The organism is Trichocoleus sp. DQ-U1 (assembly GCF_039961925.1).
GTDB lineage: Bacteria > Cyanobacteriota > Cyanobacteriia > Cyanobacteriales > FACHB-T130 > FACHB-T130.
The window spans coordinates 103,079-117,318 of record NZ_JAMPKB010000001.1 but is presented as its reverse complement, the minus strand read 5'-3'; the positions used below and the strand labels follow the sequence as shown (position 1 = coordinate 117,318).

At 46.9% G+C, this 14,240-nt stretch carries 14 protein-coding genes and 2 pseudogenes; 9 read left to right on the top strand and 7 right to left on the bottom strand.

The annotated features are described in order from the left end of the window. Positions 1-13: 13 nt before the first annotated feature. Together NDI34_RS00575 and NDI34_RS00570 are read left to right on the top strand one after the other, a co-directional pair. A complete protein-coding gene (locus tag NDI34_RS00575; protein ID WP_190416075.1) occupies positions 14-1,228 on the top strand; it encodes a DUF790 family protein in 1,215 nt (404 codons plus the stop codon). A gap of 556 nt (positions 1,229-1,784) precedes the next feature. After that, positions 1,785-2,210 (top strand): hypothetical protein, encoded by a 426-nt coding sequence (locus NDI34_RS00570; protein ID WP_348231534.1) that lies wholly within the window; start codon positions 1,785-1,787, stop codon positions 2,208-2,210. A gap of 103 nt (positions 2,211-2,313) precedes the next feature. On the opposite strand, the gene NDI34_RS00565 is transcribed toward NDI34_RS00570, so the two are convergent. The 3 genes and pseudogenes from NDI34_RS00565 to NDI34_RS00555 all read right to left on the bottom strand — a co-directional run bounded on the left by NDI34_RS00565 (position 2,314) and on the right by NDI34_RS00555 (position 5,895). After that, positions 2,314-2,616: an RNA-binding protein gene (locus NDI34_RS00565; RefSeq protein WP_190416073.1), complete on the bottom strand. Its 303-nt coding sequence runs from the start codon at positions 2,614-2,616 to the stop codon at positions 2,314-2,316. A gap of 168 nt (positions 2,617-2,784) precedes the next feature. Further along, a complete protein-coding gene (locus NDI34_RS00560) occupies positions 2,785-3,015 on the bottom strand; it encodes a hypothetical protein (protein WP_190416072.1) in 231 nt (76 codons plus the stop codon). 176 nt (positions 3,016-3,191) lie between these two features. Beyond that, positions 3,192-5,895 (bottom strand): annotated as a pseudogene (locus NDI34_RS00555) (HAD-IC family P-type ATPase). Between the two features lie 252 nt (positions 5,896-6,147). Here NDI34_RS00555 and NDI34_RS00550 point away from each other — a divergent pair. The 3 genes from NDI34_RS00550 to NDI34_RS00540 all read left to right on the top strand — a co-directional run bounded on the left by NDI34_RS00550 (position 6,148) and on the right by NDI34_RS00540 (position 8,146). Beyond that, entirely contained in the window at positions 6,148-6,804 is a 657-nt protein-coding gene (locus NDI34_RS00550; protein ID WP_242030594.1) for a CAP domain-containing protein, read from the top strand. A 255-nt stretch (positions 6,805-7,059) separates the two neighbouring features. Further along, complete coding sequence (locus NDI34_RS00545) at positions 7,060-7,248, top strand: hypothetical protein (RefSeq protein WP_190416070.1); 189 nt, start codon at positions 7,060-7,062, stop codon at positions 7,246-7,248. A 184-nt stretch (positions 7,249-7,432) separates the two neighbouring features. Next, complete coding sequence (locus NDI34_RS00540) at positions 7,433-8,146, top strand: pentapeptide repeat-containing protein (RefSeq protein ID WP_348231533.1); 714 nt, start codon at positions 7,433-7,435, stop codon at positions 8,144-8,146. A gap of 146 nt (positions 8,147-8,292) precedes the next feature. Here the strand turns inward: NDI34_RS00540 and NDI34_RS00535 are convergent, their stop codons facing one another. Continuing rightward, complete coding sequence (locus NDI34_RS00535; RefSeq protein WP_190685335.1) at positions 8,293-8,757, bottom strand: GNAT family N-acetyltransferase; 465 nt, start codon at positions 8,755-8,757, stop codon at positions 8,293-8,295. A 305-nt stretch (positions 8,758-9,062) separates the two neighbouring features. Here NDI34_RS00535 and NDI34_RS00530 point away from each other — a divergent pair, with 305 nt between their 5' ends. Next, entirely contained in the window at positions 9,063-9,218 is a 156-nt protein-coding gene (locus NDI34_RS00530) for a hypothetical protein (protein ID WP_348231532.1), read from the top strand. 225 nt (positions 9,219-9,443) lie between these two features. Here NDI34_RS00530 and NDI34_RS00525 read toward each other — a convergent pair whose 3' ends face one another. Next, entirely contained in the window at positions 9,444-9,986 is a 543-nt protein-coding gene (locus tag NDI34_RS00525; protein WP_190536713.1) for an adenylate kinase, read from the bottom strand. Positions 9,987-10,184: 198 nt separating this feature from the next. After that, entirely contained in the window at positions 10,185-10,373 is a 189-nt protein-coding gene (locus NDI34_RS00520) for a hypothetical protein (protein WP_348231591.1), read from the bottom strand. Between NDI34_RS00520 and NDI34_RS00515 the strand changes: the two genes are divergently transcribed. From NDI34_RS00515 to NDI34_RS00505, 3 genes and pseudogenes are all read left to right on the top strand, one after another. Further along, positions 10,342-10,902 carry a methanogen output domain 1-containing protein gene (locus NDI34_RS00515; protein ID WP_190685326.1) on the top strand — a complete coding sequence of 187 codons (561 nt, stop codon included), beginning with the start codon at positions 10,342-10,344 and terminating at the stop codon, positions 10,900-10,902. The genes NDI34_RS00520 and NDI34_RS00515 overlap by 32 nt on opposite strands. Continuing rightward, complete coding sequence (locus NDI34_RS00510; protein WP_190685323.1) at positions 10,899-12,545, top strand: ATP-binding protein; 1,647 nt, start codon at positions 10,899-10,901, stop codon at positions 12,543-12,545. Before NDI34_RS00515 ends, NDI34_RS00510 begins: the two co-directional genes overlap by 4 nt. A gap of 626 nt (positions 12,546-13,171) precedes the next feature. Then, a pseudogene (locus NDI34_RS00505) lies at positions 13,172-13,523 on the top strand (phage holin family protein). Between the two features lie 78 nt (positions 13,524-13,601). On the opposite strand, the gene NDI34_RS00500 reads toward NDI34_RS00505, so the two are convergent. Then, positions 13,602-14,000, bottom strand: a complete 399-nt coding sequence (locus NDI34_RS00500) for a hypothetical protein (protein ID WP_348231531.1) — start codon at positions 13,998-14,000, stop codon at positions 13,602-13,604. Positions 14,001-14,240 lie beyond the last annotated feature (240 nt).

Here is a 14,240-nt window from a genome sequence, read left to right as displayed (position 1 = left end):
TATCTAAATCCAAATGTTACCTACCGACCTTTTAATCCATCGTCAAAATGGCGAAACAATAGTCCCGAAGCGCTTAAATATTGATGCTCAGAATTTGGGGATTGCATCCGATCTGATTACCTGTTTTCAGGAAGCGCTTGGTTGTACGCAGGGAGAACTCGATCGCCAGTTGCTGGAATTAGAAGGCGATAGTCCAGATTATCGCCTGAAGCGAGGACTTGCCCACATTCTCAAAAGCAGTTTGTGTACGTTTGAAATCGTCAGTCCCTTGGAACCGCAAGAATTGCGGGAACGAGTCTTTGCGCTGGCGGCTCAATCTGTTCCCAGTCCCCAAGCGTCGGCGCAGACACTAAGCTTATTAGCTGACAAACTCAGCCAGGAACTCGATCGAGAAGTGCTGGCAAGTCAAATTCGCATGGGACTTTACGCGGATTTAGCCGAGAATCGCATCCTCACCCAGTTTGACACTCCCACGCCCGAAAATTTGTTGCACCGCTACAATTTATCCCAGGTGCAGGGTGTCTTCTATCGTGCGAGTCAAATTACTCTGAATGCTCACCGCAACGTTCCAGGCGAATATAAGCTGTTATTCCGCTATCTCAAATTATTTCAATTGATGGCATATATTGAAGGCGATGCGGATCATGGCTTCACGATAACAGTGGATGGCCCTACCAGTTTATTTAAGCCGAGTACGCGCTATGGGTTAGCGATCGCTAAACTCCTCCCAGCTTTACTCCACGTCACTAAATGGAGTCTCAGCGCCACGCTGCAAAACCGCGATGCCTTCACTGGCAACTGGAAAACCGGACGCTTTACGCTGAATTCTGAATGTGGTTTGGTGTCCCACTATCCACCTGGCAAGCCTTATGACAGTATGTTAGAGGCGTCTTTTGCCGACCGCTGGGACGCGCTGAAAAGTGAATGGGTATTAGAAAGAGAAGTTGACCTTATCCCCATTCCAGGCAGTGTCATGATTCCTGACTTTCGCTTAGTGCATCCTGATGGTCGCACGTTCTTACTCGAAATTGTCGGCTACTGGCGTCCCGAATACTTGCAAAAGAAGTTTTCCCAGGTGCGTCGCGCTGAATGCGAGAACTTAATTTTAGCGATTTCTGAGCGGCTAAATTTGGAGAAAGCCGGTGTTAAATTGAACGATGTACCGGCAAGAATTGTTTGGTTTAAAGATAAATTAGCACCCAAGGCGGTGCTAGCGGCAATGGATTAATCTCTACTTGCTTTCACAAGAGTGCCTTCGTCGCTCTGCTCATCATGACAGCTCACTTTGGCAATTTGTTTTGGCAATTTGTTATCAACGCTACCGAAATCCAGTTAATCTACTTTTAAATATTTTCTCGCTTCTACGTAACTTTCCGATTCCCTACTTGCATAGAAAACTATATAGCAATTTTCGTTTGGATGCAGTACAGTTTAAACTCCCTCCGGCTTCTCCCCGAAAGCAGAGTGGGGTTTGAGGTTCAATGTGGAGCGCACACTTAGCGAGAACCGCGATCGCAACTCTCGAAAAAGAATTTTTTTAAGGTAGGGACTGCCCCAATACTGCTCGTTTAAAAATAATAATTTTAGCTTGACTTTAGCAGCAAAAAAAACAACAAATACTAATTTTGGTGGTTTAGCTCTCGTCAAATCTTATTAAGGAGTGCCCACTACTTAAGCCTTGAGTATACTTTACTTCTACTTCTATCGGAAGTAGGAAGACGATTACAGAGGAATGAGTTTTAATCAAGTGCATCCCGATTTTAGGAGAAACCAAGTAGATACCGATGAATAAAGATCTTAAAACTCAAATTAAAACGCGAATTGGCATGATGTTGGTTGTGAGTGCTGGAATTTTGCTGAGTTTTCCAGCTACTGCACTAATTAATAGTCCTAATAATCACTCCAATGCTGGTAGTGGCTCCAAGCAAGCTGATTTAACTGTGAGTAGCCAAGAGTTATTCGCTCAAGATGCGCCAGCCAGCCCCGAAGATAGTCCCGAAGATAGTCCCGAAGCCAGTCCTGAAGCCAGTCCCGAAGCTAGCCCTGAAGCCAGTCCTGAAGCTAGTCCTGAAGCCAGTCCTGAAGCTAGCCCCGCAGCTAGTCCTTCAACCACAAGTACTATGAACAACAACAACACCGACCTCATGCCAGGAATTTGGCTATGTTTAAATAATCCTAGCCCGCAGTGTGGTAATCCCCCCAGACCTTAAACTCTCCACCTGTCTGGAGTGCGAAGGGGGCGCGAAGGGAGCGCGATCGCACTCCAGCGACCAATAAAAAAGCCCCCATGTCTGGGGGCTTCTTCTTTATGTTTTAGTAGCGACGAGAGAAACTGTTGTTTCTGCGACCGCCACCATCGGACGAACTTCTGTCTTCGCGGGGCTTGGCTTTATTCACTTTCATGTCACGACCCATCCATTCAGCACCATCCAGGGCTTCAATGGCAGCTGTTTCTTCAGCCTCGGTAGACATTTCCACAAAACCAAAGCCGCGCGGACGACCTGTTTCGCGGTCAGTGGGTAGCTGAACCCGCTTTACAGAACCATATTCTGCAAAAACGCCGGTTAAATCGGCTTCGGTAACGTCGTAGGACAAATTACCTACATAAATAGACATAGATCGACTCCAAAATCATAGGAACGTGGAGATTTAGATTTCGGAGAGGAGTCTGTTAAGACCAAGACGAAAAAGCCAGTCAATAAAAACAAAACCTTGCAACCGAATCAACTCTCATTTGCGATGATAGCATTTTAGGATTTGATCTGGAAAAGAGCCATAAAAGTATTACAAAACGCAATATTGAGGATGATGTAGGGGCAAGAGGCGCTCGCATACTTGGATCGGCAGTTCTCTCCCCTTCTCTCCACTTAACCGAGGATAACGGTGCGCGATCGCATCAAAAGAGTCAGTACCCGCATGGGCGAGGAGACTCCATCCTGACAGCCCTATTTTCCAGTGAAATCCAAAGCGCTGAGTGCTGACAAAATGTATCTTCAAGAACACGTTAAGCTGCATAGAAACTGTAAGTAAGTTTGGGTTGTTTGGAATCAGCAACCAGAAGCACAGAATTTGGACGGGTCTACGCGCTTAAACAACAAGCCATGTCTTCAGCCTTGCAGCCAGAATCGGATAGCTACTGACAACAGATGCGATAACCGCAAGCTTTCTACAACTCAAAATCTAAAATGGGATTAGTGTTGTGGATCAAAGCGATTGACGAAGGCGGCTACTGCAATCATTGGCAACCCCACCAACAGGCAAATGAGCCATTGATTTAAGTTCAGTGGTGTTGTTGAGAATAAGCCATTCATTAGGCTCCACTGACTGAAGATTACTTGCAAAAGCACAGTGCAGGCAATCCCAATTGCTAGGGCTGGAGAATTGCGAATGCGTCCGATGCCACGAATTTTGGCGATGACAGCATTTCCAAAGTGGCTAATGCTTAAAAGATAAAAGATTCTCCCGACCACTAAAGCCTAGATTGCCATTGTGCGGGCTAACTCAATATTCCCGGTTGTTTGTTTCATCCATTCAAATACGCCAAAAATTACAATCCAGTTAAAAGCAGAAATTACTAAGATCCGCTTTAACAGACTGCCAGAAAGCAAGGGTTCATTCGGGTTGCGTGGAGGCTGTTGCATCACCTGCTGAGATTTAGGCTCAAAGGCTAAGGGGACGGTCATTGCAATGGAATTAACCATATTTAGCCAGAGAACTTGTAAAGATAAGATGGGCAATTCTCTAGCGAGTAACACGCTAATCAAAATCGTCATCGATTCGCCACCATTAACGGGGAGAATGAAGGCGATCGCTTTCAGGAGATTTCGGTAAACGGTACGACCTTCCTCAACAGCCGCTTCTATTGAGGCAAAGTTATCATCGGTCAAAATCATATCGGCGGCTTCTTTTGCCACCTCAGTCCCCGCACCTCCCATTGCAATCCCAATATCTGCTTGCTTGAGTGCAGGCGCATCGTTAACCCCATCCCCGTTTTTGTTCCGGTGCGACGCGGGCAAATACGACTCCATCTTCTACCGCCGTCGCCAGTTCTTGTTCATTCATTTGAGCAAGTTCTTGTCCGGTAAAGGCCAGAACTTCCCCATGCCTTTTCAATTCCATGCGAGAAGCGATCGCTGCGGCGGTGACAGCATGATCGCCCGTAATCATTTTGACTTGAATCCCCGCTTCCTGACAGGCTTGCACGGCGGCGATCGCTTCTTTTCGCGGCGGATCGATCATGCCCTGCAATCCGATAAAAATCAGATTCTTTGCAATATCACCATGATCTACTGATTGTTGCTCGGCTGACACGGGCTTCTTCGCCAACGCCAACACCCGTAGCCCCTGTTCTGCCATTGCATCGACTTCCCGATGCACCGTCTGTCCATCCACAGGGATCAAACTCCCATCAGCATCTAGCATCTGCTGAGAGCGCTGGAGAATTGCCTCCACCGAACCCTTCACATAAATCGTTGTACCGGATTTTCCCCGCCCGTCCCCATCGCTTTTACCTTCATGCAACGTTGCCATGTACTGAAATTCAGACTCAAACGGAATAACATCCAACCTAGGCATTTCTCGCTCTAAGTTTGACTGCTTTAATCCCACTTTATTGGCAACAGCAATTAAAGCTCCCTCTGTCGGATCGCCAATCACAACCCATTGCTCGTCCTTGACTTCTAGATGGGAGTCATTGCATAACAATCCGGCTTTTAAACACTCTAGAAGAACGGGGAAATTGTTCAGGTTGATCGGCTTTTCTTCTAACAGGATTTCCCCTGCCGGATTGTAGCCGCTACCGCTGGCTGTATAGTGCTGACCTCCGGCATAAATGGCTTGTACCGTCATCTGGTTTTCAGTCAAGGTGCCGGTTTTGTCAGAACAAATGACTGTGGCACCACCCAGAGTTTCAACGGCTGGCAACTTGCGGACAATAGCATGACGACGAGCCATGCGGGAAACGCCAATCGCCAGCGTCACCGTTACAACGGCGGGTAATCCTTCGGGAATCGCACTTACGGCTAAGGCTACGGCAGCTTCAAACATTTTTACCCAGGAATTGCCGTACCCCCATCCCACTGCAAACGTCAGCGCGGCGACTCCTAGAATGACGTACAGCAACTTTCGACTGAATTTGTCAAATTTGCGAGTTAAGGGGGTTGTCAGGCTGCTTCCCCGATCCATTAACTGGGAGATTCGCCCGGTTTCAGTCGCCTCCCCAATTGCGACGACAACGCCCCTGGCAGTACCAAATGTCACGAAGCTGCCAGCATAAGCCATATTGGTTCGCTCCGCCAAGGGTGCGTTTAGGTGCAAAAGCGGGGCTTCTGTTTCCGCCTCTTTTTGTACTGCAACCGACTCGCCGGTGAGTGCAGATTCGTTCACTTGCAAGTTACGCACCTTCACCAGTCGCAAATCGGCGGGTACTTTGTCTCCAGAAGTGAGGAGTACGAGATCGCCCGGTACTAACTCAGTCGAAGGAACTTGTACTTTTTGACCCTCGCGCAGTACATTTGCATCTGTTTGGACAGAAGAAGCTAAGGCAGCGATCGCGCTTTCGGCTTTTGATTCTTGGACAAATCCGATAATGGCGTTAATTAGCGTCACGCCCCAAATTACCCACGCATTCACCCATTCCCCTAGAAATGCCTTGACTGCACCAGCAATTAACAAAATATACAGGAGCGGTTGATTAAATTGCTGGAGAAATCGCACTAAGGGACTTTTTCCGGCTTTACCCTTGAGTTCGTTCGCTCCAAAACGTTCCTGTCGCTTTGTTACTTCAGCAGATGTCAAACCTGTTTCTATGTTGCTGTCTAAATTCTGAGCAACTTCTCCCACAGGTAGATGATGCCACTGATTTCCCACTGATTTCTCTTTCGCTGTTGCTGTCATTTTGTTGGCTCCTCTAGAGGCAAGAAGTCTATCTGTTGCAGACAAAAAACCAAAAAGTATGAGTTTCTTGCATAGATTCTGTTTTCTTTAGTGTTAGTAACAAATGTGACTAGAAAGTGACAGCGATCGCAAACAAAGTCGAATGTGCCGATTGTCGTCCAGCACAGCCATCTCGGTTCTCGCTAAGCTGAGAATACTAGCTCAACATGATGGCTGATGCCAGCAGCGATGAATCACAAAAGGATTTTTCGATTGATTCAAATTCAACAAACTAAAACAGCAACCAGCAGAAGCATACCCGCGCAAAATTTAAAGGCAACCATCAGGCGTCAGCGACGACCAAGGATAGCTTGGATATTCTGGATACCGATGGCTCTAGGATTGGTGGGGTGCGAACCTGCCGCAGAGTTATTGCGGCAATTGCCTGGACAGGATGTACCCGAAGCGCCGAAATTGCCTAACAGCGCCGCTCAATCCCTCACCAGTGCCCAGATGGAAGCTTCTGTCCGTCAGCGGATCAACGAAGTCCGCCAAAAGAATGGCTTAAATCCACTTCAAAACAACGAAAAATTAGCACGGGTTGCTCGCAATTACAGTCAGAAGATGGCTCGTGAGAACTTCTTCAGCCACGATAGTCCAGACGGCAGCACTTTGACTAAACGGGTTCGTGCGGGGGGAATCTCCTACTGGATGGTCGGGGAAAATTTGTTTAAAAGTGTGAATGCTCCCCAACCCGTACCGTTAGCTGTTGAAGGATGGATGAATAGTCCCGGACATCGCGCAAATATTTTGCAAGCCGAATACGCCGAGACGGGTATCGGAGTTTGGCGGCAAGGAAACACTTGTTACATTACGCAGTTATTCTTGCGATCGCAATTTTCACCCAAAGATTTATTCAAGAAATTGTGATGACAATTGCTTGACGACGATCTGAAACCTGAAACTGCTGTCATTAAAGAAAAAGCCCTCTTGCTGTTGAACAAGAGGGCTGTATTTTATGGTGTGAGGAGTAGAACTTTGCAGTTCTTACTATCAGCCTACTCAGCGAATGTGACGTTTTGGTGACTATCCGATGACATTTCTTACACCATCAGCATTGGCTGCCATCCATCAATTAGAAGAAGCATCGCTGCCGCTGCATCCCCAGATTTAGAACGACAATGCATGGCTAAGTGTTTAGAAAGCTGCCTGTGTCGGGTGAGCCGAAAAACCTATTGCATCATTCAGGCACTCGCCAAGGCAGCGGATAGAGATATAGAGAACGGCTTAATCTTTTTCGGAGCATACGCCGGACGCGCAGACCGAATTATGTCTGTCGCTGAGGTGATGGCGGAGTTAACCGGAACGTGTTGAGATCGAATCGGGTGCGTACCTGCCTGTGGCGGGATCTCTTTTAGCGATCGCATTTCCTGACAAGTTCCTCAAACTGCGTTTCTATAATGAGACTGGGGAATAATACTTAGCTTGAACGGTGATGGCTGAGCGAACCTCTTTTCAAGAGAACCCCCTACAGTTGCAACACTTAAAGGCAACAGAGATGACTATTGAAGAGATCCTGAATCGGTATGCCGAAGGCAAACGAAGCTTTCAAAGGGTCAACCTGCGAGAGGTTGATTTGCAGAATGCTCACCTTCCTGGTGTGAACTTCAATCAGGCAGATTTACGGCAAGCGCGATTGGGTAAAACGGACTTTAGCCGAGCCAGCTTCCGGGAGGCAGACCTCAGCGAAGCGCTCTTGTGCGGAACTGATTTGAGCGAAGCTGATTTGGAGCGAGCCATTCTACGAGAGGCAGACTTGAGTGGTGCCGAGCTGAGTTACGCCAATCTGGAGCGAGCGAACTTGAGTAAAGCAACCTTAGGAGGTGCGAATTTAGTCCGCGCCAGATTATTTCGTGCCAATTTGTTTGACGCCAATTTGCATTCTACGTCCGACCAAGCGACGGATCTGAGTCATGCGATTTTCAGCGATGCAGACCTGTGCTACGCCAATTTGAGTGGAGCTGTTTTGTATCGGGCAAATCTAAATGGTGCAAAGCTTTGCCGCGCTCATTTAAATCGAACGCCACAACAAGGAATGAAATCAACCGATTTCAGCGAAGCCAACTTGCGAGGAGCTGACTTGAGTTACGCCGATCTTACAGGAGCAATTTTACGCAAGGCCAATTTGAGAGATGCTGATTTGACAGGTGCTGTGCTGACGGATGCAGAGTTGCAGGGAGCAATCATGCCCGATGGATCGGTGCATGAGTGAGAGCGATCGCACGCTTGAAGTTAGCAATGAACCGAGTGACGAATTCCGATGGGCGATCGTGCTTTTACTGGATTAGCGATCGCTTTACAATCCAGAGAGATGTCATTACGAGATTTTCAACAAATACGCTAATTTCGAGAAGCGAATCAACCGAGCTTTTTCGTCATAAATATGCTGTTCGGGTCATCAATGTAGCCAGCGAAGGGGCCTCGGTACTCGAACCCATACCGCGCGTACAATGCTCGTGCTGGAGCGAACTCAGGCATTGCCCCTGTTTCTAAATTTAGGCAATCATAAGCACGCCGTTCGGCTTCTTTGATGATGTGTTCCAGAATCTTTGAGGCGACACCCCTACGACGGTGAGCCTTGGCGGTACGCATTGATTTGACTTCACCACTTTTTGAATCTAGTTCTTTGAGTGCCCCACATCCGCATCCGAGTAATTCATCACCCTCCCAAGCCGTCCAGAAAGTAATTTCGGGCGATCGCAATGCCTCTAAATCAAGAGCATGAACGCTTTCAGGCGGCGTAATTTCATGCATATCTTCGAGATGTTCTCGGAGAAAATCAGCAATCTTTTTACCTGTCAGGTCATCTTTGCGAATCTGCAATCAACTCATCTCCTTAATTTACTAGGAAATTTTACTCTAATGAGGGTCAACAGCCTGGAGAGGTTGTTAACGCAATTGCTGAAAAGCTTCCTGTAAAGCGAATGGAGAAGCTAAAAGAGATTTCTGATGGGGTTTTATTTCTGATGGGTAACGGTTTCATGACAGGAGCTACTCTACTAATTGATGGCGGAAATGCGTTAGTTTAATGCACGCCAGTAAACACCCTATAACAATCGTGTTGCAGCAGAACATTATCAGCCTTCTTTGTTTTTGAGAGGTGTCTGCATCTGCTGAATACAGCCATTATGATGACAGATATTGTTAGTAATTTACTCCTAACGGACGATCGCTCCCACCCTACAAAGCGATCGCCTCTCAATTACCAAACCGTTGCTCGCAGTGCCTCAGCATCAACTGGTTTGAAAGTTAATTCGCAGGTGATGACTGCGATCGCAAGCTGAAACGGTAATTTGTTTGCTGCTTTCAACCACTTGGATTGAGATGTGCAAGAAGCCAACCAAGCGGAGCGAAGCTAGGTTGAGAGGAAGTTTCTGTCTATCTCGCTGAACTAGCATCCGATCCGGAATATTTCTACCGATTCATCTGATTTGGTCTGAGATCGGGAATTCGTCAATCTATCAATCTGATGCGAGAGTATTAGACAGAAACTTTCAGTCTAATAATACTTAAGCTGTACCATCTTCCAAGTTGGTCTCATTTCCAATCAATTCATAAAATTGCGAAATCTGTTCGGTAGAGCTGATGTGATAAACCCTTTTAGTATTTTGCGCCTGTTCGATATACTCACGATATTTGGGGGTCAAATATTTGTAGCATAACCAAAGTACGCGGTAGCTATTAAGTGAACTCTTTAATATTGGACTTTTTTCAGGCCAGCCTTCAGGGGGTTTAAAAAAACCTGCGATCATTCGTTTAGTTACCCACCAAAAATGCACATGGATTGGTAGATCCACAAAAACCAAAGTATCCGCTTCATCAAGTCGCAGCCAGACGGTTTCCTTGCAACCAAAACCGTCAATAATCCATCGGTCAGTAACTAAAATTTGCTGATGGCCGTGCTTATAGACTTCATGGGGAACTGGCGTGCCCCCCACTTGATATTGAATCTTGTCCAAGACGTGAAGTGGCAAACCCGTGATTTCGGATAGTCTCTTGCTTAGAGTTGATTTACCGCCTCCAGCATTGCCAAATACTGCTACTTTTTTCATCGCCATTCTCCTTTTAGTCCTTTTCTGTCACCTCGTAGACTAGATTGAGTGATGAAACCGAGCAATTCCAGTCTTTTGAATATCTAATAAAAAACGCTTGCACCGGACGGTCGGTATATACTTATGCTGAATTATATTTTACTTGCCGCCTGTGAAGCGCAAGCCGTTATGAGGATGAAGATTGGTAGTAGTCCATTACTAGCTGACGAGCGATCGCCCTCTCGCCACAGAGCGCTCGTCTGACCATGTAGTATCAGTATAGACATCTATCTTTAGATGTATTAAAGTGCCACTTCGCCGGGTGGCATTATAGCCTTGAGTAAGGGCTGCCGATCCCCATTCACGAGATATTGCTATGAATAGTTCTCTTAAGTCTGAAACATCCATGAAGCGACTCGAAATTCCTTTAGAGCGGGATATATTTTTACGTACCTTAATTCGAGAGTTGGCAGGTACATTACAGGATGTCGTGGGCTTAGAGGAAGCCTCCGGGTTTATTAGTGTCGTGGGTCAAAACATGGGGAGGCAAATCGACCGGGACTATAAAGCGGCTCTAGAGGTATCCCATCTAACGCGAGAGCAAGTTGCTGATGTTTTGGTAGATTTGAAGAAGCGAATCCAAGGTGACTTTTATATTATTGAACAAACGGATGAAAAGATTGTCTTAGGGAACCGGGCGTGCCCGTTTGCCGAAAAAGTCATCGATCGCCCTGCTATGTGTATGATGACCTCCAATGTTTTTGGCTCCATTGCAGCGGACAATCTGGGGTACGCCAAAGTAGAACTGCAAGAGACGATCGCAATGGGTGCGCCTGGATGCCGTGTGGTTGTTTATTTGAAACCCACCCCAGAGGCAGAAGAAAGTCACGGCAGAGAATACTTCAAAGGAGAGAGTGAGGGAGATGACGAGGGGTGACACCCGAACAGTTTCTCGAATTCGCTAGACCTTTACCCGAACCCATGCTCCTAATTGCCGGAAATGGTCAGCTTCTGGCTGCCAATCCGCCATTTTCCAAGATGCTGGGGCTACCCCGTCAGCTCCTGCAAGAGAAAATGCTCTTTGAGATGGTCGTCGATCCTGCTGATAAGGTTAAACAGTATCTGCGTGCTTGTTCCAGCAGTCGAGAAATGGTGATTGGCTCATTAACCTTCAATGCTAACAATGGAGAGACTTGCTTGTGTCGCTGTGAAGGAGCGGTCATCCGACCGCGATCGCCTGAATCCCCGGCACTTATTCTCTTACGCTTGAAAAACAAGGAATCTGCCAGTAGCCGATTCACCCTGCTGAACAAGAAGATCGATGAATTAGCCAAAGAGATTCGGCAGCGTCAACGAGCGGAAGAAGAGCGAGCTAAACTTCTGGTGCAGGAACAGAAAGCACGAGTAGAAGCTGAGAAGCTGAATCGATTGAAGGATGAATTTCTATCCACCGTATCCCACGAACTGCGAACCCCTCTCAATGCCATCCTTGGCTGGTCTAATATCCTGAGAACTAGCAAGGTAGACGCAGCCAAGATGCATCGGGCGTTGGAAACGATAGAGCGCAATGCCAGATCCCAGGCACAGTTGGTTGACGATCTCCTGGATATTTCCCGCATCATTACAGGCAAGATTCGCCTCAATGTGCAAACAGTTGACCTATTGCCCGCGATTCAGGCAGCAATCGATACGGTGCGTCCTGCTGCTGATGCCAAGAATATTCGCTTGCAGTCGGTGCTCGATCCAGCAGCAGGCCCTGTTTTAGGAGACTCCGAGCGATTACAACAGATTGTCTGGAATTTGCTCAGCAATGCGATCAAGTTCACACCGAAACAGGGGCGGGTTCAGATTGGTCTGCAACGGATTAATTCTCATATTGAGATTGTGGTGGCAGATACGGGTCAAGGCATCAGTGCAGAATTCCTCCCCTACGTCTTTGAGCGCTTTCGTCAGGCAGATGGTTCCATCACTCGTTCCTTTGGCGGATTGGGGCTGGGTTTAGCGATCGTTCGCCAATTGGTAGAACTGCATGGGGGAACGGTGCATGCTCAAAGCCCCGGAGAAGGACAAGGTGCAACATTTACCGTCAAACTACCCCTGCTTGCCGTTGGGCCAACAGCGATTGAACCAGAACGGGTGCATCCAACCGTGGGAGACAGTGTCCCATTTGACTGCTCCTCTCAACTAGAGGGATTGAAGATACTGATCGTGGATGATGACCCGGATATGCGGGATTTGCTCGCCTACACGCTGGAAGTTTGTGGGGCAGAAGTCATCGCTGCCGCTTCAGCAGACGAAGCCATCTCAGCACTGACCCAATCTTCACCACCGATAGATATATTAATCAGTGATATTGGGATGCCAGATGAAGACGGTTATGCTCTGTTGCGTCGCGTCAGAGCTTTGGAGTCAAACAATAAAGGCAGAATTTCCGCGATCGCCCTGACCGCCTATGCTAGAACTCAAGACCGCACGGCTGCGCTTTTAGCAGGCTTTCAATCCCATATTGCCAAACCCGTTGAACCTGCTGAATTAATTGCAGTAATTGCCAATTTAACTGGACGAATCAGCGGTACCTAGAATATTACGGAACCGTTCCTCGCAATGCCTCAGCATCAATCGGTTTAACAGGTAAATTCGCAGGAGATGACCGCGATCGCAAGCTGGAGCGATAATTTGCGTAATGCTTTCAACCACTTGGGTTGAGATGTGCGCTCGCAGAAATCTTTAAATAGCGATCACAACAGCAATGTAAACGGCGGAAAAACTCCGGATGTTCTGTAGAAAAAAGCGGCTCCACAAGCGAGATTTCCAGGTTTACCGGAGTTGAGGATGCGATCGCAAGCTCACTGCTCACCCACCGCTCCCCTGAATTCCCACCGCCAAACGAATCTTCTCCGGCAAAAAATTCAAATCGTCTCAATTACAAAAATTTACTTAAAACTCTCTCACTTCAAGCGCAAGCGGGGGAAGATAAAAAGGAGTTTTTCTTCGCGACGGTTTGGATTGGGTTCGGGACTCCCGGAATGGAGAACCCAATTAATTCGGTTTTTCCCGGCGAGATTTGCTGGTTTCCAAGGCTGGTTATTCAGCTAATTCTGAATTCCAAGGTTACTGTCACTTTCTGGTCACATTTATTGATGACCCTGAAGATGGAAACTTGCCCGACCCTGTAACAAAACGATTGATGATAAGGAGTTTTGGTTATGGTTGGAATCCTCATCACCTGGTTAGTCACTACTATCAGTTTTTTAATTATTTCCCGGCTGCCGATTGGCGTAGAAATTGACACTTTTGGAAAAGCCGCAATTTCCGCAGCAGTTTTTGGAATTTTGAATGCTCTGTTAAAACCCATCTTAGGGTTTTAACAGAGCATTCATTCTTTTGTCATTTGGTTTATTCCTGTTTGTCTTAAATGCAGTTATTTTCGGTTTAGCCGCTTGGTTAGTGACAGGATTTCGGTTACGGTGGGGTTTTTGGAGTGCTTTGCTTGGCTCATTAGCACTGAGTATTGTTAATTCTGTACTTTTCCATCTGCTAGCATCGCTCAGATTGTAAGCGCAGGTTTGTTCTGAGCGGGGAAAGAGAACCGGAAGTAGAGGGTTCAGAGAGTTCGGATTGAGTGAGAGTAACTGTCTAGAAGGATCGGTTTTTCAATTGGTAACGCACTAGCGTCCTAACATTTTCAACAGACAGTCCTAACTCTTGCGCGATCGCAGCTTCCACCTGACTGAATTCTGTTACTGGAAACTCAAATTCTAACTTTTTGAGTGTCGAATCTGTCGTTTTGACCTGTACTTTGGTAAATCCCTGCTCTTTGTCAATTTCTGCTTTGATGACTAGCAAGGTGACTGAAAGTTGCACTTCCAACTGTGTATCAGCTTGAAGCTTATCAACCGTATCGTAGGAGCGACTTAATGCTTGGTCTGTTACCAGTCCACCCCCAACCCAAAAAATAATTCCTAGCAGGGGTAGAGGTAGCCAAAATTCTAGCCCTAAAAAATGTAATCTTTGTAACCAACGGGGAGAGGACATAGGGAGAGGTGAGGAATTTTAGCTTCACAGCTAATTGAGTTTAAGGGAAAAAAACAATCAAATTCGACATCAAAAGTCAAAATTTAAAAGATATAAAAAGAGAAGATTCACTTTTGACTCTTGATTTTCTTCGGTACTCGATAAAAATCTGACTGGTGGAAGACGTGCGATCGCTTTAGGCTTCTCTACTATGAGCAGCGCGATCGACGATTCTCCGGAAAAGAGGTTTCACTAAAGCGT